This is a genomic window from Haladaptatus sp. QDMS2 (assembly GCF_029338295.1).
Taxonomy (GTDB): Archaea; Halobacteriota; Halobacteria; order Halobacteriales; family Halococcaceae; genus QDMS2.
In genome coordinates this window covers 106,871-127,676 of sequence record NZ_CP119792.1, presented here as the reverse complement: position 1 = coordinate 127,676, position 20,806 = coordinate 106,871, and the positions used below count along the sequence as shown (strand labels likewise).

22 protein-coding genes are annotated in these 20,806 nt (G+C 63.4%); 6 read left to right on the top strand and 16 right to left on the bottom strand.

Going from position 1 to position 20,806, the window contains the following annotated elements; translation table 11 throughout:
- Nucleotides 1–228 precede the first annotated feature (228 nt).
- Nucleotides 229–2,607, bottom strand: coding sequence for an amino acid permease (locus P1M51_RS16650; RefSeq protein WP_276275167.1), 2,379 nt, complete (start codon nucleotides 2,605–2,607; stop codon nucleotides 229–231).
- 155 nt (nucleotides 2,608–2,762) lie between these two features.
- Between P1M51_RS16650 and thiC the strand changes: the two genes are divergently transcribed.
- A complete protein-coding gene (thiC, locus tag P1M51_RS16645; protein ID WP_276275166.1) occupies nucleotides 2,763–4,211 on the top strand; it encodes a phosphomethylpyrimidine synthase ThiC in 1,449 nt (482 codons plus the stop codon).
- Between the two features lie 22 nt (nucleotides 4,212–4,233).
- On the opposite strand, the gene P1M51_RS16640 is transcribed toward thiC, so the two are convergent.
- The 3 genes from P1M51_RS16640 to P1M51_RS16630 all read right to left on the bottom strand — a co-directional run bounded on the left by P1M51_RS16640 (nucleotide 4,234) and on the right by P1M51_RS16630 (nucleotide 6,081).
- Complete coding sequence (locus P1M51_RS16640; RefSeq protein ID WP_276248500.1) at nucleotides 4,234–4,539, bottom strand: hypothetical protein; 306 nt, start codon at nucleotides 4,537–4,539, stop codon at nucleotides 4,234–4,236.
- Between the two features lie 10 nt (nucleotides 4,540–4,549).
- Nucleotides 4,550–5,029 (bottom strand): MOSC domain-containing protein, encoded by a 480-nt coding sequence (locus P1M51_RS16635; RefSeq protein ID WP_276248501.1) that lies wholly within the window; start codon nucleotides 5,027–5,029, stop codon nucleotides 4,550–4,552.
- Between the two features lie 65 nt (nucleotides 5,030–5,094).
- Nucleotides 5,095–6,081: an ornithine cyclodeaminase family protein gene (locus P1M51_RS16630; RefSeq protein WP_276275165.1), complete on the bottom strand. Its 987-nt coding sequence runs from the start codon at nucleotides 6,079–6,081 to the stop codon at nucleotides 5,095–5,097.
- Between the two features lie 140 nt (nucleotides 6,082–6,221).
- Between P1M51_RS16630 and P1M51_RS16625 the strand changes: the two genes are divergently transcribed.
- The 4 genes from P1M51_RS16625 to P1M51_RS16610 all read left to right on the top strand — a co-directional run bounded on the left by P1M51_RS16625 (nucleotide 6,222) and on the right by P1M51_RS16610 (nucleotide 11,241).
- Nucleotides 6,222–7,550: a DUF362 domain-containing protein gene (locus P1M51_RS16625; RefSeq protein ID WP_276275164.1), complete on the top strand. Its 1,329-nt coding sequence runs from the start codon at nucleotides 6,222–6,224 to the stop codon at nucleotides 7,548–7,550.
- 141 nt (nucleotides 7,551–7,691) lie between these two features.
- Nucleotides 7,692–8,696 carry a class II fructose-bisphosphate aldolase gene (gene fba, locus P1M51_RS16620; RefSeq protein ID WP_276275163.1) on the top strand — a complete coding sequence of 335 codons (1,005 nt, stop codon included), beginning with the start codon at nucleotides 7,692–7,694 and terminating at the stop codon, nucleotides 8,694–8,696.
- Complete coding sequence (locus tag P1M51_RS16615; RefSeq protein ID WP_276275162.1) at nucleotides 8,693–10,216, top strand: FGGY-family carbohydrate kinase; 1,524 nt, start codon at nucleotides 8,693–8,695, stop codon at nucleotides 10,214–10,216. The genes fba and P1M51_RS16615 overlap by 4 nt, the downstream gene beginning before the upstream one ends.
- Nucleotides 10,213–11,241, top strand: coding sequence for a 2-hydroxyacid dehydrogenase (locus P1M51_RS16610; protein ID WP_276275161.1), 1,029 nt, complete (start codon nucleotides 10,213–10,215; stop codon nucleotides 11,239–11,241). Before P1M51_RS16615 ends, P1M51_RS16610 begins: the two co-directional genes overlap by 4 nt.
- A 33-nt stretch (nucleotides 11,242–11,274) precedes the next feature.
- Here the strand turns inward: P1M51_RS16610 and P1M51_RS16605 are convergent, their stop codons facing one another.
- From P1M51_RS16605 to P1M51_RS16560, 10 genes are all read right to left on the bottom strand, one after another.
- A complete protein-coding gene (locus P1M51_RS16605; protein WP_276248510.1) occupies nucleotides 11,275–11,556 on the bottom strand; it encodes a hypothetical protein in 282 nt (93 codons plus the stop codon).
- The gene (locus tag P1M51_RS16600; RefSeq protein WP_276275160.1) at nucleotides 11,553–11,930 is read right to left on the bottom strand and encodes a helix-turn-helix domain-containing protein; all 378 of its coding nucleotides are present in this window, start codon (nucleotides 11,928–11,930) and stop codon (nucleotides 11,553–11,555) included. The genes P1M51_RS16605 and P1M51_RS16600 overlap by 4 nt, the downstream gene beginning before the upstream one ends.
- A 91-nt stretch (nucleotides 11,931–12,021) precedes the next feature.
- Nucleotides 12,022–12,279 carry a transcriptional regulator gene (locus P1M51_RS16595; RefSeq protein WP_276275159.1) on the bottom strand — a complete coding sequence of 86 codons (258 nt, stop codon included), beginning with the start codon at nucleotides 12,277–12,279 and terminating at the stop codon, nucleotides 12,022–12,024.
- On the bottom strand, nucleotides 12,272–13,243 hold the full coding sequence (locus P1M51_RS16590; protein ID WP_276275158.1) for a transcription initiation factor IIB family protein: 972 nt from the start codon (nucleotides 13,241–13,243) through the stop codon (nucleotides 12,272–12,274). The genes P1M51_RS16595 and P1M51_RS16590 overlap by 8 nt, the downstream gene beginning before the upstream one ends.
- A gap of 169 nt (nucleotides 13,244–13,412) precedes the next feature.
- Entirely contained in the window at nucleotides 13,413–13,856 is a 444-nt protein-coding gene (locus P1M51_RS16585) for a hypothetical protein (RefSeq protein ID WP_276275157.1), read from the bottom strand.
- Nucleotides 13,857–13,864: 8 nt separating this feature from the next.
- Complete coding sequence (locus P1M51_RS16580) at nucleotides 13,865–14,395, bottom strand: sugar-specific transcriptional regulator TrmB (protein WP_276275156.1); 531 nt, start codon at nucleotides 14,393–14,395, stop codon at nucleotides 13,865–13,867.
- A gap of 95 nt (nucleotides 14,396–14,490) precedes the next feature.
- Nucleotides 14,491–16,587 carry a type B DNA-directed DNA polymerase gene (locus P1M51_RS16575; RefSeq protein ID WP_276275155.1) on the bottom strand — a complete coding sequence of 699 codons (2,097 nt, stop codon included), beginning with the start codon at nucleotides 16,585–16,587 and terminating at the stop codon, nucleotides 14,491–14,493.
- A gap of 6 nt (nucleotides 16,588–16,593) precedes the next feature.
- The gene (locus P1M51_RS16570; protein WP_276248517.1) at nucleotides 16,594–16,854 is read right to left on the bottom strand and encodes a hypothetical protein; all 261 of its coding nucleotides are present in this window, start codon (nucleotides 16,852–16,854) and stop codon (nucleotides 16,594–16,596) included.
- Nucleotides 16,841–17,515 (bottom strand): hypothetical protein, encoded by a 675-nt coding sequence (locus P1M51_RS16565; protein ID WP_276275154.1) that lies wholly within the window; start codon nucleotides 17,513–17,515, stop codon nucleotides 16,841–16,843. The genes P1M51_RS16570 and P1M51_RS16565 overlap by 14 nt, the downstream gene beginning before the upstream one ends.
- Nucleotides 17,516–17,583: 68 nt before the next feature.
- Nucleotides 17,584–18,585: a Cdc6/Cdc18 family protein gene (locus P1M51_RS16560; RefSeq protein WP_276248519.1), complete on the bottom strand. Its 1,002-nt coding sequence runs from the start codon at nucleotides 18,583–18,585 to the stop codon at nucleotides 17,584–17,586.
- A gap of 138 nt (nucleotides 18,586–18,723) precedes the next feature.
- Here P1M51_RS16560 and P1M51_RS16555 point away from each other — a divergent pair, with 138 nt between their 5' ends.
- Nucleotides 18,724–19,200 (top strand): hypothetical protein, encoded by a 477-nt coding sequence (locus P1M51_RS16555; protein WP_276275153.1) that lies wholly within the window; start codon nucleotides 18,724–18,726, stop codon nucleotides 19,198–19,200.
- A gap of 67 nt (nucleotides 19,201–19,267) precedes the next feature.
- Here the strand turns inward: P1M51_RS16555 and P1M51_RS16550 are convergent, their stop codons facing one another.
- Complete coding sequence (locus P1M51_RS16550; RefSeq protein ID WP_276248521.1) at nucleotides 19,268–20,077, bottom strand: CPBP family intramembrane glutamic endopeptidase; 810 nt, start codon at nucleotides 20,075–20,077, stop codon at nucleotides 19,268–19,270.
- 122 nt (nucleotides 20,078–20,199) lie between these two features.
- Entirely contained in the window at nucleotides 20,200–20,490 is a 291-nt protein-coding gene (locus P1M51_RS16545; RefSeq protein WP_276248522.1) for a PadR family transcriptional regulator, read from the bottom strand.
- Between the last annotated feature and the right edge of the window lie 316 nt (nucleotides 20,491–20,806).

Here is a 20,806-nt window from a genome sequence, read left to right as displayed (position 1 = left end):
TGCCGTTGAGACGCATACAGTGTTTTAGGCCAACCTAAACCGCAATAAGCGCTCCGGTTTTTAGGCCGGCCTAAAACCAGTGTCGAGAACCAGCAGTGCGAAGCCTCTGTTGAGCGAAATCAGGAGATTTTACGGACGCTGAGATTTCACTTAAGCGGCAAAATTAGCTATTTGTTAGGACTGCAACAGCCTTCCGCCGAGCGTACAGATTCGACAAAAAGCCGCGAATCAGTCGCCGGGCAGCCACCGACGAAGCTGACGCGCGACCCGAGTCGTCGTCCCGGGCTGTGCCCGAACCATAATAGTGGTGTTCCGAGCCTTCCGACCGATGGTCTCTGGGAGCACACCGAAGACGACCTGTCTGAGCCGACTTCGCTCTGTCGCGCCAATGACGGTGACGTCGTGGTTCGCCGTCTCTTCGAGCAGGCGCTCGGTCACGTCGTCGCCGGAGAGGACGCGCGTTTCGACAGCCGCGTGGTCGATGGCGGCCGCCGTCTCCTCGACAACCGCCTGTGCCGCTTCGCGCGCTGCGTCCGACGCGTCCGAGTCGAGAACGTGGACGACCGCACACGGCGCATCCTCGGTGCGGGCGATGGCTGCGGCCACCGCACCGGCGAGCTTTGCGTGCGGACCACCCGCCGTCGGGACGAGAATCGAATCGATGTCACCGGTGGCCGTTTCACCCACTCGTTCGACGAGCACGTCTGCGTCGGCCGCTCGCACCACGTCGTCGACGGTGCTGCCGACGACGATGTCCCGGCGACGACGCCGGCCCGCTCCGCTCCACCCCATGAGCACGGCGTCGCAGTCGTGCTGGTCGAGTGTGTGGAGGATGATGTCTTCGGGGTGATGGCCCACGCGGACGAGCCCCTGAACCGGGACGCCGGTTCCGTCGGCGAACGCCATCGCCTCGTTCACGATGGTTTCTTCCTCGTCTACGAACCGGTCGGCTCGCTCGAACGGCGTCTGTTCCGGAATCGTCACCGCGCTCATTACCAGAAGCTCTGCATCCCGGGCGCGAGCGACGTCTATCGCCGTCGCCATAAGCTGTTCTACGTTCTCTGTCCGGGCGACCGGGACCAGGAGGCGTTCGTCGCGCTCACAGGCGGTCACCTGGCTCCGCGAGGCGATAGTCGGCGCAATGTCTTTCGAATCTTCGGCCCGGGTTCGCTTCAGGTAGCCGAACCAGAACGCGATACCCACGAGTTCGGCGATTAGGCCGATGACGAGCGCCTTCGGTTCGACCTGCGTCACAAGCACGAGGTTCGCGAGGATGGCGAGAATCGGAATCCACGGGACGAGCGGAACCTCAAAGCCGCGGTCAAGGTCCGGCTCCTTTCGTCGCGACTGGATGAGCGCGACGTTCACGAAGATGAGCCCCGCGAGCAGCATGAAGTCGGCGAAGTGGGCGATAGAGTGGAGGCCGAGATGGATGCCAAGCGGCGTCGTCGCCGACTCGCTTCCCGGGGGCGTTCCGAACAGGACGCTGAACACGAGAATGTAAAACAGGATAAGGCCGCCCGTGAGGAGCACCGAGGCGTACGGCGTGTTGAACCGGTCGCTCAGGTCGCCGAACACCGCAGGGAGGTGGCCCCGCCGACTCATGGCAAGTTTCACCCGCGACCCGGCGAGGATGGTGGCGTTGGCCGCAGAAATCATCGAGAGAAGCGCCCCGACGATGATGACGTAGAAGCCGATGTCGCCGAGGTAGTACTGGGAGGCGTAGGCCATCGACACTTCGCCGTGAGTCGCGACGTACTCTCGCGCCGCTTCGATGCCGGACACCTGCCCGACTTGCTCTGCGAGACGGGCGAGGAACGTCTGGTCGTTGATGGCGAGGACGATGACGAGGACGACGAGCGCGTAGACGACCGAGACGAATCCCATCGAGATGAAGATGGCCCGCGGTATCGTCCGGCCCGGGTCTTCGATTTCTTCAGCGTTGGTTGCGATGGCCTCGAAGCCGAAGAACGTGATGAACACGAGCGTCGTGGTCACCCCAAGCTGGGCGAACTGCGTGATGTTCCCGGTGAAGGACTCACGGACCACGGACATATCGAGGGCCTGCAACCCGCCGAACAGGAACAACACGATGAGTGCCACCTTGAGGCCGGTAACGACGACCTGGAACATCCCTGTCTCCTCTGTCCCCTTCAAGTTGACCCCGACGAGGAGCGAGAGGACGAGTACCCCCGAAAGCCAGTACGGGACGGCCTGCGGGATGTGCAAAGCGGGGTAGATGAACCGCTCGAACCAACTCGCGAAGGAGGCCAAGTAGAAGGCCGCACTCGCCGGATAGCCGAGAATGATGGACCACCCGACGATGTAGGTGAGGTCGCTGTCGAAGACGTTCGCGACGTAGGCGTACCCACCGCCGCTTTCCGGATACAGCGAGGCGAATTCTGCGTAGGCCAACGCGGTGAATCCTGCGACCACCCCGGCGAGGAGGAACGAGATAATGGCTGCGGCGCCGACGTTGCTCACCGCGAGCCCCGAGAGCACGAAGATGCCGGCCGCGATCATCGTGCCCACCCCCAGGGCTATCGCGCCGACGAGACCGATGTCCCGGTCGAGTTCGTTCGAGACCGAGCGTTCGCTGTCAGTCATTGTCGGTGGGTTCAGGAGCCTCACTGGTAAGCGTTCAGGCCGATGTCAAGATGGACTCGTACATCCAGTGCATGGCGCGGCCCCATGGCGATGGTCTCCGACCGGCGCGCTGTACACCCGCAGATATATTACTCAGTAATACAACTGAGTAATTAATGGCGCGAACCCAGCTTCAGCGTGCGAGGTCCGGTAAGATAACGCCCGCGATGGAACGAATCGCAGACAGAGAGAACCGCGACCCGGCGTTCGTGCGCCGACAGGTCGCGGACGGTCAGGCAGTCATCCCGAACAACCACGCCCACGACGCGCTCGACCCGATGATCATCGGGCAGGAGTTCGCGACGAAGGTCAACGCGAACATCGGAAACAGCGAGACGACGAGCAGCGTCGAAGGGGAGCTCAGAAAACTCCACAGCGCGGTCCACTACGGCGCAGATACAGTGATGGACCTCTCTACGGGAACCGACCTGGACGACATTCGTCGTCGGAACGTCGAATTTTCCCCCGTGCCCGTCGGCACAGTTCCCATCTACGAGGCGGTCAAACACGCCGACGGACCCGCTGACCTCACTCACGAACTTCTCCTTTCGGTCATCGAGAAGCAGGCGAAACAGGGGGTCGATTACATGACGATTCACGCAGGCGTTCTGCTGGAACACCTCCCCCTGACCGACGGCAGAAAGACCGGCGTCGTCTCGCGGGGCGGGTCGATTCTGGCTCAGTGGATGGAAGAAAACGGGATGCAAAACCCACTGTACGCGAAGTTCGAAGAGATCTGTGAAACCTTCGCCAGCCACGACGTGACGTTTTCCCTCGGTGACGGCCTCCGACCGGGATGTCTCGCCGACGCAAGCGACGAAGCCCAGTTCGCCGAACTCGACACGCTCGGGGAACTCACCCGGACCGCGTGGGACCACGGCGTCCAAGTGATGGTCGAAGGCCCCGGTCACGTTCCGATGGACCAGATTGCGAACAACGTCGAACGCCAACAGGCCGTCTGTGACGGCGCTCCGTTCTACGTTCTCGGACCGCTAGTCACCGACATCGCACCTGGCTACGACCACATCACGAGCGCAATCGGGGCGACCGAAGCCGCTCGCTCCGGTGCCGCGATGCTATGCTACGTCACGCCGAAAGAACACCTCGGCCTACCGGACGAGGACGACGTGCGAGAAGGCCTCGCCGCCTATCGCATCGCGGCCCACGCTGCGGATGTGGCGAACGACTTACCCGGCGCTCGTGACTGGGACGACGCGCTCTCCGAGGCGCGATACGACTTCGACTGGCGTCGACAGTTCGAACTCGCGCTCGACCCCGCCCGGGCACAGGAGTTCCACGACCAGACGCTGCCCGGTGACAACTACAAAGAAGCTCGGTTCTGCTCGATGTGCGGCGTCGAGTTCTGCTCGATGCGAATCGACCAGGACGCTCGTGACGCGGACGGTGAGATGACCGCTCTCGATGACGAGACAGACCTCACCATCTCGGCGGCCGCCGACGTGAACGTCCCACCAGTCGGCACTCACGACACAGCGCGAGTTCCAGAGGAACTCGAAATCAACGGCGTCACCTTCACTCCGGAGGAGTTCCACGCCGACGATTGAACTCCGAGCGTTAGCTCCGGAGTCAGTCCCAGCCGTAAATCTCGTCGAACTCGTCTCTTCTCGCGTCGAACGCGGCGAGCATCCGCTCGCTGACCGCGTCCGCAGAATCGTAGCCAGAGACGCGCTTTGCGACGATTTGGCTCACCATCGCGCGGGTGAAGTTCTCCCACGGTTTTGAGGGGGAGTTGATGCTCGCGAGTTCCTCGCCGTCGTCAACGATGTCGACGTAGCAGAGGTGGTTGCCGCCGTCTGGATAGTCGGGGCCGGTTCGCACGCGGAGGGTGAGGGTGTCGTCCATGGCGACGTCGAGAATGGTTGCGTCTGTCATCGGTGCTTCCTCACAGGGAAATCGCGTCGTCGCGCGAGATTTCACCGGATTTCACGATGCGAGCGTCCAGTCCACCGCGGTGTTTCAGCGCTTCTGCGACCTTCCCCTTCCCGACGAGCCCCTGCATGTATCCACAGGGCTCACAGAGGTTGAGACCCTCACAGACTGCCTCCCCGACCGTGAACTGTTTTCCGACCAGGTGGTTGAGCGGGACGCCGCGAGTCACGACGTTCCGGCGAGCGTCGCTCGGTTCGAGGTCGATGTCGTAGTCCTCGCGGCAAGCCTCGATGGCCTCGGCCTCGATGAAGGTGATCTCGCTGGCCTCGTTGTTCTCGTCTTCTTCCCACTCGTTCCAGATGCCCTTTCCTTTGTAGTAGCGGTCGCCCTCGATACCACGATTCTCCACTGCGTTCACCGACGCCTGTTCGACCATGTCGTCGCCCGTGTCCGGAGCCGTGAAGATGTGGACGACCCGTCCGTCACTGCTCATGTACGTGATGTCGTACCACGGTGCTAATAAAATCGCGCCAAGCGGAGAGCCACACGGAGTGACACTCAGAGACGCGTATCGAGCCCGACGTTCTCGGCTTTCGATCGGTCGAAGACGTGGCCGGCGACTGCTGCGTCCATCACCGCAGAGCCCACGCTTTCGACCACGACGATGTCGGCCGCAGATTCGCGAGCCACCTCGCCATTCAGCAGAGCCGAGAAGGGGACGAGCGCCGATTCGTCGAGGTCGGTCGCGAGGATGTCACCGATTTCCGCAACCTCCTCGGGCACGTCAGCGAAGACCCTACTCGCCCGGGAGAAGGTCTCCGCGTCGAGTTCCTGCATTTCGGCGGTGTACGCGCCGATTGCGACGACCACAGTTCCCGGGGCGAGGGCGTCACCGGGGAACACCGGTTCCACACTCGTCGTCGCGGTGACGACCACCGACGCCCCGGACACGGCGTCTTCGGGGGATTCGGCGGCGCTGATGGGCACATCGAGCTCGTCTTCGAGTTCCGCCACTGCGTCCGCGAGCGTGTCGTCGGTGTGGTCGAACATCGTGACCGATTCGACGTTCCCCGCGGTGGCAATCGCCCGAACCTGCCAGCGCGCCTGCGTGCCCCCGCCGATGACCGCGACTGAGATTGGTCCCTCGGTGAGTTCGCGGGCAGCGAGGCCGCCGATGGCGCTCGTCCGTGCCGCAGTGATGTGCGACCCGTCCATGTAGGCCACCGGCACGCCGGTCTCCGCGTCAGTCACCGCAATCTGGGCGTGAATCGTCGGATGGTCGCGTGTTTTGTTCTCGGGGTGGACGGTCACGAGTTTCGTCGCGACGTACTGGCTCCCGTGGATGTACGCAGGCATCACGAGGCCCGTCCCGAGCGACTCATCTGGCCGGTCGGCGTCGAGGCCCCGACCGATTGGAAAGTGCGGGCGTGCGGGGCGTTCGACGTCGCCGCGACCCTGCTTCTGGAGTGCGTCGGCCACCACGTCGAGGACGGCATCGAGGTCGAGCAGCGAGCGAACCTCATCCCCGGAGAGTATGCGTGTCATTTCCTGTCACTACAGACCGGGGCCGGCCTCCTAAATCGTTCCCCTCCGCGAAGGTTCGACGACGGATTACCCCTCTCGCGTGCGAACCGCTGTCAGTTCCCATACGTTTAACTCCGCGAATTCGGTGGTTGCAGGTAGACATGACGCAACGAGGGCTCACCGTCCCAGAGGCAACCGTACTCGACGCCTGTGGCGACCGGGCACTGCCGCGAATGGGACGCATCGAACAGGTGTGGGAAACGAACCCGCTCACCGAATCCGAACTGCGGACACAGACCGCCGAGGCGGTTCGGGCGCTCGACTGGGACGGCGTTCCGAACGGCGGCGAGGTGGCGGTCGGCGCTGGAAGTCGCGGCATCGCCAACCTCGCGCTCATCGTCGCCACGGTCGTCGAAACCGTCGCTGAACTGGGTTACGAGCCATTCGTCTTTCCGGCGATGGGGAGCCACGGCGGCGCGACCGCAGCGGGCCAACGCGAGATGCTCGCGACGCTGGGCGTGACGTCCGAGGCGATTGGCTGTGAGATTCGCTCCGACATGGACGTCGTCGAAGTGGGGCGAACCGCAGACCGCGACGTACCTGTGGTAGCCGACGCGAACGCCGTCGCCGCCGATGCCATCCTCCCCGTAAATCGCGTGAAACCCCACACCGACTTCGATGGCCCGGTCGAGAGCGGGCTCTCGAAGATGCTCGTCATCGGCATGGGCAAACAACGCGGCGCGAAAATCGCCCACGAGTGGGCCATCGACTGGAGTTTTCGGAACATGATTCCGGAAATTACCGAGCAGTTGCTCGCCACCCTCCCCGTGGTGGGCGGGGTCGCCCTCGTCGAAGACCAGCACGACGACACCGCCATCGTCGAGGGCGTCCGCCCGGAGGGCTTCCTCGACCGGGAGCGCGAACTGCTCGAACTCGCTTACGATAGCATGCCCACCCTGCCGTTCGACGACATCGACGTGCTCGTCCTGGACGAGGTGGGAAAGAACATCAGTGGACAGGGCATGGACACGAACGTGATTGGGCGTCGTCCCTTCGCCATCAACGAACCCGAACCCGACCAGCCGACGATAAAGCGCATCTTCGTTCGCGGCCTCACCGACGCGACTCACGGCAACGCCATGGGTATCGGCTCCGCTGATTTCATCCACGGCGACATGCTCGCCGAAATCGAAGCCTCGACGACGCTCATCAACGCCATCACGGCGAGCACGATTCGCGGCGTCAGAATCCCGCCAGCGGTCGAAACTGACAGAGCGGGCCTCGTCGCGGCACTCTCGACCATCGGCGTCGTCGAACCGGAGACGGTCCGCGTCGTCCGCGCCTCGGACACGATGCACCTGCACCGCGTCTACGCTTCGGAGGCACTCGTCGAAGAAGCGCGAGCGCGCGATGACCTCCGAGTCGTTGCTGAGCCAATGGCAATTGAGTTCGAAGAGGGACAGTTCGTCGCCCCCTCGCCGGGGGTCTGAAAACGGTAAATTTTGTTCCATTTCCATTAGACGTTCTCGCTGTCGATCTCGTAGCCATCGGTGCGAGTAACCTTGCTCTCCACCGAGCGCAAAATCGGTGGATGACGTAAGTATAATCTGTATTGCCAGTTTCTACCCGCTATGACAGCCACTGGCACTATTTCGCTCCGCGAGTGTTACGACCGCGCTCGGGAGGGGCGGTACGGATTCTTTGCGAGCAACGTCACGCATTTCGACATTCTCGTCGGGCTCTTACAGGGAAGTGCGGCCGCAGACTCGGACCTCGTCGTGCAACTGGGCTACGATGAAGCGGTGTTCTTCGGCGGAGGTGACCCGGCCGTCGGCGTCCAGGTCTTCGGCGCGTGTCTCGAAACGCTCGCAGAACGGTACGGGGTCGCGGCGTACTGCAATATCGACCACGTTCACGTTCCCGACAACTTCGACTTCCTCGAAGCAGCCGTCGAGTCGGGCGTCCCTGACTCCGTGATGGTCGATGCCTCTTCGGAACCGTTCGAGCAGAACGTCGAACTGACCGCAGAAGCCGTAGAACGGGTCGGTGACGACGTGCTCGTGGAGGCGGAACTCGGGCGTATCGCTGGCATCGAGGGGAGCACCGAGACGCCCGACGACGAGGCGTTCTACACCGACCCCGCAGACGCCGTCGAATTCGTCGAGCGGACGGGCTGTGACCTCCTCGCGGTGTCCATCGGAACCCAACACGGCGTCGCCTCGGGGCGCGACCTCGACGTGCGCCCGGACCTCGCCGTCGAAATCAACGACGCACTCGCCGACGCCGGACTGGACACCCCGCTCGTCGTCCACGGGGCCTCCGGAGTCGCGGACGAACGCATCGAAGAACTGCTCGACGCTGGCGTCTGCAAGTTCAACAAGAACACACGGTATCAGTACGAGTACGCTCGGACCGCCGCGGACTTCTACCACGAGCACGCTGACGCGATTCGACCGCCCGAAGGCGTCGCAGACGACCGGGCGGGCTTCTTCGCCGACAGCGACTGGGAACCACAGAAGACCCACTTCCACCCGCACGTCGTCTCTGAAGCCGTCCGCGACCGCATCGCCGACGTGATGGCTGATCTCTGTGAACTGACCGGCAGCGCCGGGGAGTCGGTGTACGTAGAGAAATGAGTGGCGCTGAATCAGCCCCGGTCCTCGTCGGCATCGACGCCGGCCTCACGAACGTCACGGTGACGGCCTTCGACGCCGAGGGCACCGAGCTCGCGAGTGCCTCCCGCGCGACGCCCGCGGTCGAGACGGCTCCCGATCGCGACGAGCAGGACCACGACCGCCTGTGGGCGACGGTGTGCGAAACGGTCGCCGCGGTCCTCGACGACGACGCACTCCCCCCTGCCGACATCGCGGGCGTCGGCGTCGCGGGCCACGGCCACGGCCTCTACGGACTCGACGCCGACGGCACGCCGGTCTGTGGCATCAAATCGACCGACAACCGCGGCATCGACGCCATCGAGCAGCATCGTCCGGACGCCCGTGAGGAGGTCGTCGAACGCCTCGGCTGGGAGCCGTTCGGCGCAGACCCACTCAGCCTGCTCGTCTGGCTTCGGGAGCACGACCCGGCCACCTACGACCGGTTGGAGACAGTGCTGTTCTCGAAGGACGTGCTCACCCACCGACTCACGGGCGAATGCGCGACCGACCCCTCCGAGGGGAGCGTGTTCTACGGCCCGGACGCCGAGTACGACGAACGGGTGTTCGACGCGCTCGACATCGAGGAAGCATACGACGCGCTGCCACCCGTGGTGGCGAGCACGGAGCCCGTCGGGACGGTCACAAAAGCGGCCGCGGCGCAGACCGGACTTCCGGAGGGAACGCCCGTCGCCACGGGCCTCCAAGACGTCGCCGCCTGCACCCTCGGCGCGGGCATCGTGAGCCAGGGCGACGGTCTCATCATCCTCGGGACGTGGGGCCAGAGCGTCGCCGTCCTCGACAAACCAGGAGACGGCGACGAAGGCCTCCCCCGACGCTATCTCGACGGGTGGCTTCGCTACAAGGGAATCCGGTCCGGGGCGGCCTGCGTCGAGTGGTTCGTCGAGAACTGCGGGGGCGACTGGCGACAGGAGGCCACAGAACGCGGCTGTTCGCCCTACGACGTTTACGAGGAGGCAGTCGCAGGCGTCGCCTCCGGCGCGAATGGCCTCGTGTTCCACCCGTTTCTCAAGGGTTCGACCGACGACCCGAACAGCGCCGGCGGCTTCTACGGCCTTCGCCTCGAACACACGACGGCGCACATGCTCCGGGCGATTTACGAGGGCGTCGCAATCACGCAGACGAGCGCACTCGATTCCATCGACGCTAATCTCGACGCGATTCGCCTGACGGGAGGCGGCGCACAGAGCGAGACGTGGACCCAGTTGTTCGCCGATATCTCGGCACTCCCCGTGAAGGTTCCCGCAGAACGCGAGACGGGCGCGCTCGGCGCGGCGCTGTGTGGTGGCGTGGCCGCCGGCGTCTATCCGAACGCCGGAACGGCGGTCGAGCGCACAGTCGGGACTGCCCGCCGGTACGACCCCGACCCTCAGACGAACGCCCAGTATCGAACCGTGAGTGAAGCGTTTTTCGAGGCAAAAGATGCGATGGAACGGCCGTGGGAAACGCTCAAGTCGCTGGCCACAGAGCGTAGAGTCGAATGAGGGTACTTCTCTGCGGAGATCCACAGCAGCCGAGCGAATACATGTACGAGGCACTCTGTGGACTCGAAGACCAGGGCGTGACGTTCGAGCGAATGGATTGGTTGGGCGAGGCGTCCCCGACCGAATTTCGCGACGTGACGATGGACATGGAGTCGCTCGGGCCGGGTAGCTACGACACCGACGACATCGCGGCGAATCTCGAGGGCATCGACGTGCTCGTCGTCCACAAAGCGCCGGTTTCGCGCGAACTCATCGAGGGAGCCGACCTCTCGATTGTCGGCGCGGCCCGGGGCGGGACCGAGAACGTGGACATCGAAGCCGCCACAGAAAACGATGTGACCGTCCTGCACGCACCGGGACGAAATCGCGACGCAGTCGCCGACTACGCCGTCTCGATGCTGCTCTCGCGCCTGCGCGAGATTCCGTTCAACCACGCCGAACTCTCGACCGGCGAGTGGAGCCAGGTGTTCGACCCCGACCAGTTGCCCCCAGACGTGCGAACGACGACCATCGGCATCGTCGGTTTCGGGCACATCGGCCGCGGCGTCGCCCGCCGCCTTGCTGGCTTCAATCCCGAACTGCTGGTCTACGACCCGTTCGTCCCCGACGACGACATCGAGGGGGCGGGAGCGCAACCCGCCGACCTCGAAACGCTGCTCGCCGAGGCCGACGCCGTGACGCTTCACGTTCGCCTCTCAGAGGACACGAAACGGATGATTGGCCGCGAGGAGTTCGACCAGATGAACGACGAGGGCTACCTCGTCAACACCGCCCGCGGCGGCCTCGTCGATACCGACGCGCTCGTCGACGCCGTCTCCGAGGGAGCCATCGCCGGCGCAGCCCTCGACGTGTTCGAAGACGAGCCGATTCCCGAAGGCCACCCGCTGTTCGACCTCGACGGCGTCATCCTGACGCCCCACGTCGCTGGCTCGACCCGTGACGCCGTTCTCGGCGGCCCGCGCATCATCGCCTCGCAACTCGAAGCCTACCTCGACGGCGAGACGCCCGCCCACGTCGTCCGGTAATTCAGCCCGCAGAAACAGCCGATGACTTTCTCCTCACCCGCGTTCGATAATCAGCGAGTACATGATGATGGCGAAGCCGATGGCGACGAGGACGCTGTTTATCAGAACGCCCAGTTCGAGCGACACCGAAAGTAACTGATTGGCGACACCCGCGAGCAACGCGCCAAAGGTGATGACGCCGAAGCCGATACCGAGCGCACGGAGCGAACGCGCACCAGTCCGGCGATACGCGCTGAAGGCGATGTACGTGACGCCGCTGCCGAGCAGCAGAATCACAGTCTTGACGACCACGATGGCGGTTCCGGTCATCGTCATAGTTCTTCACCCATCTTCGACCAGATGTCGGCGAGGCGCTCGCCGGCGTTCTGGGGTGGTCGCTCGACGGACACAGAGAACGTGTCGTCGTCGGTCACGGCTATCGTCACGGCGTCGAAGTCGCGTTCGTAGCGCGTCGTTCGACCGCCCTCGGGGTTGATGACGTCTCGTTCACGGACGAGCGAGGCGGTACTGAGCAGTTCGAGTTTCCGGTACAGGGTAGACCGGGGAATGTCACAGGCGTCGATGAGGTCGGTTGCAGTCATAGGTTCGGCTGTTTCGCGAAGGATGGCCCGGCAGTCGGTATCGTCCAGCGCTTCGAGGACAGCCTGCAGGCCCGGCGTGTCCGCAGATTCGCTGGCGTCGAACACCATTAGGTGACGTTACAGGTGGCCCTGCAAAGGCTATCCGGTTGCTGACGACGGCCGATGGCTGGCACAGGCACCGGCGACCCGGGAAATGCGGTCAGATTCGAACCTCCGCTCGCGCGTCGAGCAGTCGTTCGCCGCGTTCGGTGCGTTCGAAGTACCCGCCAGTCAGCGAGCGGATGTGCCCCCGTTCGACGAGGCGCGCACAGGCTCGTTCGACCGTAATCGGGTGATGTGAGACGGCGTCTGCGATTTCCATGGCGTGGCGCGGGGTGCTGTCGGCCAGCGTCTGGAGAACCGCACGCTCGACGCCCGTTTCGTACTCACTCGCGGGGTCGCCTCGGGAGTCACACATCTCGCTGGGTCTCGTATTCGGTGAGCAGGTCCTGATAGCGATTGCGGATGGTGACGACGCTGACGCGGGCCACGTCGCCGACGCGCTCCTGTGTCACCTTCCTGTTCGTGAGTTGGGTCGCAGCGTAGAGTGCCGCGGCGGCCAGTCCAACCGGACTCTTGCCGACGTGCGCCCCCGTTCCCTTCGAGACGGACAGCAGCTCGCGAGCCTGTCGTTCTACCTCGTCGTCAACCTCGAGGGCGGAGGCGAACTGCGGGAGGTACTGCGCCGGATTCTCCGGTTCGATTTCGAGGGCGAGTTCCCGCGAGAGGTAGCGATACGCCCGCTGAATGCGCGTCTCGTCTACCCGGCTAACCTCGGTGAACTCGGAGAGCGGGCGCGGGACGCCCTGCTGGCGCGCGGCAGCGTACAGCGATGCTGTCGCCATCCCTTCGATGGACCGACCCGGAAGCAGATTTTCAGAGAGGGCGCGTCGGTAGATGACCCCCGCCGTCTCGCGAATCGGTTCGCCGAGTCCGAGAGCAGAGGCCATGCGGCTGATTTCGCCGAGTGCCTGCCTGAGATTCCGCTCGTGAGAATCTTTCGTCCGGTAGCGTTCGTCCCACGTGCGAAGGCGCTTCAGCCGACTGCGTTTGCGTTCCGAGACGGGCTTGCCGTAGGCGTCTTTGTCCTGCCAGCTAATCGTCGAACTGAGGCCCTTATCGTGGATGAGTTGCGTCGTCGGTGCGCCGACGCGGCTCTTGTCGTCTCGTTCGCCGGCGGTGTACGCCCGCCACTCGGGGCCGTGGTCGAGGTCGTCTTCGTCGACCACTAGGCCACAATCCTCGCACGTCGATTCGCCGCGGCCGCCGTCTTGGACGATTCGCCCGTTGCACTCTGGGCACTGAGTTTTCGCTCGCGCATCTGTCGTCGCGGTTCGTTCGCTCGACGGGGCTTCCCTCCGGGAGAGTTTCGTTCGTGTCATGGTCGTGGGTGCACGCTCGGGACGCCGACCGACTCGTGTGACGGTCTCTAGCAACACCCACTCGGGGACGGACAAAGAGCGAATGGCGGATTCCCAGCGGGTGGGAATCCCCCGTCGATTCACCCCCTTGCCTGACGAAGGTTTACGGCTGACCCGGTTCGTCGTCGAGCTATCCTCGGTACTCGTCCCACAGAGCCGCGATTCGGTCTTCGATCTCGTCGAGGACAAGTGCAACGACGTCACGATGATCGTCCGGCCACGACGCGTCCTGGCCAGGTGTCGAGGCGGTGGGTGGGGGGTGGAAGTGGGCTCGTGTATTATGGGGATTCGAGTGACGGTCCCACCGGCACTCCCATGCGTGGTCCGCGTGCGTCTCTCGATAGTGGAGTTTGAAGTCGTCGTTCGTGTACCAGCGAACCGTCAGCGTCGCCTCGTCGAGGGTCGCTGGATAGTACGGCGACGCGAACCGGACGCGAAGTTCGAGGTGGCCGCTTGCGTCCGTGACAGTCGCTCGGGAGACTTGTCTCGTTGCTGCGAGCCGCGTTTGAAGAAACTCGAGGAGTGGTCGGTCGATGGGGGCAGGGCTCCCGCCATCGCCTGTCGGTGGCACCATCGAGCGGACTACCCGGATGCCTGCTCGCGTTCGCTGCCCATGCGTTGCTGGCGGGCGCGTTCGTAGCGTTCTCGTTCCTCACGGGTGGTCGCCCAGTCAGCGAGGTCGCTGTACACGTCGTCGATGGTTTGGTCATCGCTGACTTCTGCGACGGCGACGGCATCCACGGCGGCCGGTGAGACGGCATCGTACGTGTCTTCGTACTCAGTGATGCGCGTCGTCAGCTCGCGAACGCGGGTCTGGAGGTCCTCGACAGCGTGGTCGGCTGCGAGCTGGTTGATGCGCCGCCACTCGAAGTACGCGTCATTCCGTTCGTAGGTGGCTGGATGGCCGTCGTGTCGGGTGACGATTCCCAGATTGTCGAACCAGTTCAGATACTTCCGGGCAGTCTTCGGGTCACAGTCGGCGGTGTCGGCAATTGCACTCGCTGTCGTCGGTTCTCGGGTCTGGAGGATGGTGCCGTAGATGCGTTGTTCGACGTCGTCGCCGGCGAACGCATCTTCGAAGGGAGGTGGTCCATTCGCGTCTGTCTCGACCATACTCGGAGTTGCAGAGTGAAGGATATAATTCTTACTTCGAGGAATAATTTCTCGTATTGGTGGCGCAGGAGATATCTTAAGTTCTGGTGTTTCACTCAATACGCACTCAACGACGCATCCACGCGCTCTGCCAGATACGACGATATCCGCGACCGACGCCACCCGAGTGGTGACACCACGCTCTCGGCCGCTCGGAGCAAAAGGTCACAGTAGAACTCGACGTCGTACTCACTCGGGTGCTCGCTTGCAAGTGCAACTCGGTCGATGTCGTCCGCGGCGTCGTCGACTACGACGTACTGCACCTTCTGCCCCGGGCCACGGGACCGTCCAAGTTTCGCCGCCCGTTCGAGTGCGGCCACGTTCCGCGTCGATTGCGAATACTCTTCCAGAGACTTCGAGACGCGATTCGTGACGACCAGTTCGGCGGTGTCTACCTTCCCTGATCGGAGTTTTCCAAGCCACACCTGCAGACGGTCGCACACCGCCTCGGGCGTCCGGTGGGTGTCGAGCGTCTCGATGAGGTCTTTCTGCGCTTCTTTGACGAACGGAGGCGTGCTGCGCTGGCGAACCTCGATGCCCCGGTATTTGTATTCGCCACTCGCTTTCTTCCCGAAGTACTTGGTGAGCGCCCCGGCGTTGCTCGACCGCAGGGGAACGAAGGCAATCCAGTCGTAGGCCGTCTCGTACTCCAGTCGAATGCCCACCGCGTCGGTAATCTCCTTCGCCAACTCGTCGAGCGGCGTCTGCTCCTCGTCCTCGACGGCCGTCACCCAGAGACTATCCACGATGCCGTGGACGACGCGCCAGCCGTTCGCCTCGAACACATCCTTCGCGTCGAGGAGAATCTGGCGTGCGAAGGCGTTGATTGCTTCGTGGCACTCGATGCGCCCGAACTTCGCGTTCGAAAACCCCTGGTAGCCAAAGGAGGAGACGAGAATCCACTTGAGCGCGTTCGACCGGCCTTCGAGGACGGCTCGCCGCGCTGGGTCATCCGTCTCTGCGAGTTCGCGCTTGTACGCATCCCGGTCTGCGATGAGCGGTTCGAGCACGTTCGGGAGATACCCGCGCTCGTCGCAGATAGCGTAACCAAGACCGGGCACGTCCTCGCGGCCGGCGTGGCAGTCACACCGAATCTTCTCGGGACTCACGTTCCGCGTCACGATGATGTTCGGATACAGCGAGGAGAAGTCGAGTTCGTGGACGTCCTCGTGGAGGCCCACCTTCGGCGCGAAGGTGAACCCGCCGCGGTCTGCCTCGTGAAGCTGGTTCATCGTCTTGAATTGCTCGTGACGCCACGAGTGCCACGGGACGAGCACCCCGCGTCTGCGGGCTTCCTTGATTTCGATGGCCGTCAGGATGTTGCCAATCGACGCCCACGCGAGTTCCTGAAGTGGTTTCCCCGAACGCTTCACGAGGTCCAGACAGCCGTCGAGGTTCGTCTGATTCCACATGAACGTGTTGCTGCGGTCGATGATGACTCGTCCTGGAAGGTTGTAGCGAGCAGGCGAATGGCCCACCCGGCCGTAGCTCGTGTACGTCGATTTCCCGGCGAGACGCTCCCAGCCGGGCAGTCGTCCGAGGTAGAACTCGTCGTTGCCGACCTGTCGCGCCTGCTCGTAGAGGGCGGGAACGAGTTCGCTCGTCGAGAGCAAGAACACGTCCGGGTCCTGTGCGTCGAGGCGTACGGAGAGCACGTCGAGAACCTCCGCGGGCGTGCCCTCGACCGTCTCGTCGTCGAGTTTGAGCGTCGTGATGCGCCCCCGACTGAGGTTCGACTCGGGCGTGGAAAGTGACAGGACGCGCAACTCGCGCTCGGGCAGGGGCATGATGTCGTTTTCGAGGCAGTAGCGATACTCCCGCGAGAGGTCCACGTTGTAGGGGCGGTACGTCCCCGGCGACCCCCACCCGGCGATGGTGTGGGCGAGCATGGTCACCGCGTCGAGTTCGGTGACGCCGACTTCGAGGACGGGTTCTGTGTCGTGGCGAAAACTGACGCGCTCGCTCACCTCGCGAACGTGCGACACAGCGGGATGACCGCGAAGCACGTCCGCAGCGTCAGCGAGATGGCCCGCACCGTGCGCCGACACGTAGATGGTGGGCGTATAGGATTCATCGCGCGTGTAAGTCGCGCCCTCGTCGGTGAGCGACCACGCGAGCACGTCGCCGTCGCGGTAGTCGAACGTGAAGGGCATGGGTAGTCACGACTCCTCCGTGAGTTGGTCGAGGCGTTCGCGCAGGCGGGCGAGTTCCTTCTCCTGTTCGAGCGCGATGGAGAGTAAGATGGGTAGTTCGACGAACTGGTGGTTGAGGAAGCCACCCGCGTCGGCGTGGGCGCGAGCGTGCTCGAACAGGCGGTCGAAGTGTGGCTGGTCGTCACGGCGCAGCGCCCGCCGATAGTCCTGCCAGCGCGTCTCGGTCCCGCGGACGAGGTCGCGGTAGGTCGGATTAGTGCGCCCCACCCGCGGCCACCTCCCGCGAGGACGGCGTGGTAATCGCCGGGTGACGCGCAGAGAGCACCTGACACCAGTAGGCGAGCGTCGTCTGGAGCAGGCCGTATTCGACGGGGTAGACGAGCGTCTCGAACTCCTGGCCGGAAAAGCGCGGCCCGAACTTCGTGAGCGTGCATTCGAGCGGCGCACTGACGGAAACGAGCGGGTCGGTGAACGCATCCTGCTCGTGGGTCGTCACGAGCACGGGCACGTCAAAGTCTGTGGCGATGGCTTCGACCTGCTCGACCGCGCGCTCGAACATGCGTTTGCCCATCGACGCCCGAACCTCGTCACTCCGGTAGAACCAGTCGATAGCAGGCAGGACGACGAGCGACGTGGACTCGGTGACGGCCGCGGGCAGGTCCTGAAGCAGGCTGTAGTGTTGCCACGGCGTGAACCCGCGGGCGATGTGAATCCGGTCGAGCGCCCGACGACTCGGGGCGAGCCGGGCGAGTGGCTGGGTGGTTCCGTTGGCGCGACTGTCGACCCACAGGGCGTCGCCCTTGCTCATGAGGACGTGGTCTAAGACGAGCGACTGTAGTGCGCCAGTGATTCTTTCGTCTGCTTCGAGTCTGGTGACTCCTGGCCCGAGCGTCGGCAGTGCGGGCGGGTCACCGGTCGTCGGCTTCATATCAGAAAATTCGCGAGACAGTGAGATAACCCAAAGCGTGTGGCTTCCGGTCGTTCCGATATGCTAATTCATTGTGGGCGATAGGTCCGGCCACGGTTCGTCCCCTCGGCGATGACGAGACCGTAATGGTCCATCTTCGTCAGATAATTTCTGACCGTGCGCTTGGTCTTTGGATTCTCCACGTTCTCCGTGTAGCGTTCGTACAACTCACCCGGCGAGAGTTCGCCCGCTTCGCGCAGAATCTCGTAGAGGGCGTGCTGGTGGGGGTGGAGTTTATCGACGGCTTTGCGCCTGACTTCCGCCTTCCCTCGAGGAATCGATTCGTGGACCATCTCGAACGAGATAGTGTCTGCGTTCGCCTGCTGGGCGCGTCGCGCGGCGTTCCGAAGAATGCCGATTGCGACCCGCGCATCGCCCGCTGCGGCGTCCCCGATGAGGGCCAATTGCTGCTTTCCGATAGCGCCTTCCGATAATCCCCACCGCGCTCTGTCTTCGAGGATGGTGACGAGTTCCTCCAGGTGGTAGCGTTCGAACCGGACGCGAACGCTGCTCAGCAGGCGACTGCGCACCCGTTCTTCGAGTTCTGCGAACAGGTCGTCCTCCTCGTTCGCGATGAGGACCATGTGAATCCGCGGGGTGTTGTACAGGTCGTAGAGCACGGAGGTGTCTTCGAGTTGGTCTACCTCGTCGAGGATGACGACGTAGGGCGGGCCGTCGTACGACCGCACCCGTTCGAGCAGTTCGTCTAGGGGCGTCGATTGGCGATGCACGTCCAGCGTCTGGCCGATGCCTTCGAGAATGCGATAGAGCGTGCGATAGCGGTTGTAGTCCTCCCAGCAGTTGATGTACTGGTGGTTCACGTCGATGAGTTCCTCGCGCAGGCGGTCGACGGTGAACTTCGCGATGCAGGTCTTGCCGACGCCACTGGGGCCGGAGAGGAAGGCCGTTTCGGGGGCTTCACCGCGCGTGAGGGCTGCGAGCGTGGTGGAAAGCTGGGTGACTTCTGCCTCGCGGTGCTGGACCTCCTGGGGCAAGAAATCGTCCTGCAACACTCTCGCATCCCGTATCATGACAGACCAGTCTACCGGGAGTGTGATAAGCGGAATGGGGTGGGTTCCGATACTTCCGATAGCTCTGTGACTGAGTTCTCGCGGCTCTCCTATCGATTTCGGCGATAGAGTCCTATTGAGTGAACGCGAATTGACTGTATGCTAACCTATTCGACGGAGATACACCCGCCTACGAATGACCTCGAACTCACCGTCGAAGCGTCGAGCGCCCCCACAGCAACGAGTCCACCACTCGTCACGATCTGCTTGACCTACCGCGGGGATGTTCCCACGACGCTGGACTTTGGCATCACGGCTCCATTCACTCGGTATTCTGCGTGGAACGACGAGCAGACAAAGCGGCTGATTATCTTCCCGCCCCGGTTAAACGAGCAACAGCATGTGATTCCGGACCAGCCAGTCGGGAAGAGTTGGCCACTGGAGCAGGGATATCTCGAAAGCGAGGTGGGACGCCTGAGAAAAGTAACGGCAGGGGACCACGTCTGTGAGGAGTACGCCGTTCTGACGTATACCCCCTCTGAGGATGGTTATCCGAAGGGGACGTACACGGCTCGCGACCGAGTGGGGATGGACGACCAAGAGTTCGAAGTGCGACTGACGATTGCCGTCGAGTAAGGGAGCTACGCGATATCGTCATCGTGGGGGTACTGTCAATAGAGGGCCCCGTCGCCGAAGAGAACCGTCAGAGCAGCGCGACCTGAACGAGCGACACCACCACGAGCGGAACGTGAAACGAGGCGTGGGCGACCATCGCCGCTTCGAGGCTTCGCCGCCAGTACAACCAGCCGAACAGGACGCCAGCGACCGTGTTCAGGAGAATCGTTCGGGCAATCAGGAGGGGCGTGAGGCTGACCGACTGGGCGAGCGCGGGCAGGTGCCCGACGCCGAACAGCACCGCCGACACCACGATAGCCACCCACATCACGCCCGACCGCGGGCCACCCGCCCGCCGACCGGAGACGAACCACCCGACGAACACGAGTGCGGACATGAGCCCGAATCGAAACATGAGTTCCTCCGTAATGCCACCGTAGAGGAATCGAACCGGCGCGTAGGCGAGCACGTCGAACACCGTGGGCTGAACCGCTCCGGCTCCCGGCTGGGGGATGTCCTGGGCGACGAACGGCGCGAGCGCGACATCGAGGACGAGGACCAACAGGCCTCCGAGGATGCCGACGGAGACGGCGAGACGGACCTCGTCACGGAGTCGGGGCCAGATTCGGTCGCCGGTCCCGGCCCGGTCTACGAGATACGAGCGCAGGCCGACCCGCGGCGCGGCGAACGCGCCGACCAGACAGGCGACGGCGAGAAACAGCAGGGAGTTGACCCCCGAAAGCACGGCGAGGAGTGGGCGGGAGAGGCCTGCTGGAATGGCAGACTGTGGTGTCGTGAGATAGATGTAGCCGGCGAGCGCGAGGATTCCAGGGAGACCTGCGAGCAGCGTCACGCCGAATCGGCGACGGAGCGGGGACTCGTGTGCGGGGGTGACCATGGAGAATTCGACTCCCGCTAGCGAAAAAACCGTTGTGTCACACGCGACAGCTTCATGACGCTACTTGGTCAGAAGACACCAGCCCGCGGACGATCAGAGATAGCTCTGGACCCGAAGAAAAATCAAAACGCGGGCGACGAAACCGGTGTCGCGTAGTTCTCTCGCCACTCGTCGTATTCGACCAGCGCTTCTCGCCCAGCGTCAGAGAGCGCGTAGTAGTTCGTCCGACGGTCGATTTCGCCTTTGTCAACGAGGTTCGCCTCGACCAGCGCGTCGAGGTTGGGATACAGCCGCCCGTGGTTGATGTCGCCGACCTGGGATTCGAGTTCGCTCTTGATGTCTTGACCCGAGGGCTTGTCGTGGCCCGCGATGACCGTGAGGAGATCGCGCTGGAACCCGGTTAGGGTGTGCATACGTACCATGCAACCCTTTGGTTATGACGACATTTTGTTAGGAGGTGATTTCGAGAGACGGCGTTGTGTTCCATTGCGTTCCACGAGTGAAACAGTTAGGAACGCGTGAAAATCATCGGAGCGGGTATATCGGCTTCTATAGGACGTAAAGCCTGACTTACCGGCATTCAGCCCACAAAAGAACGAACACGAACGGTCGAGGCCACTCGACATCCAGCTGAAACGCACTGTTCTTAGCAAGCAATGGGCACCGGCCTGTGTCACGGCAAAACTATCATCTTAGTAAACCAACAATATTCTGCCGTGTATCTCCATC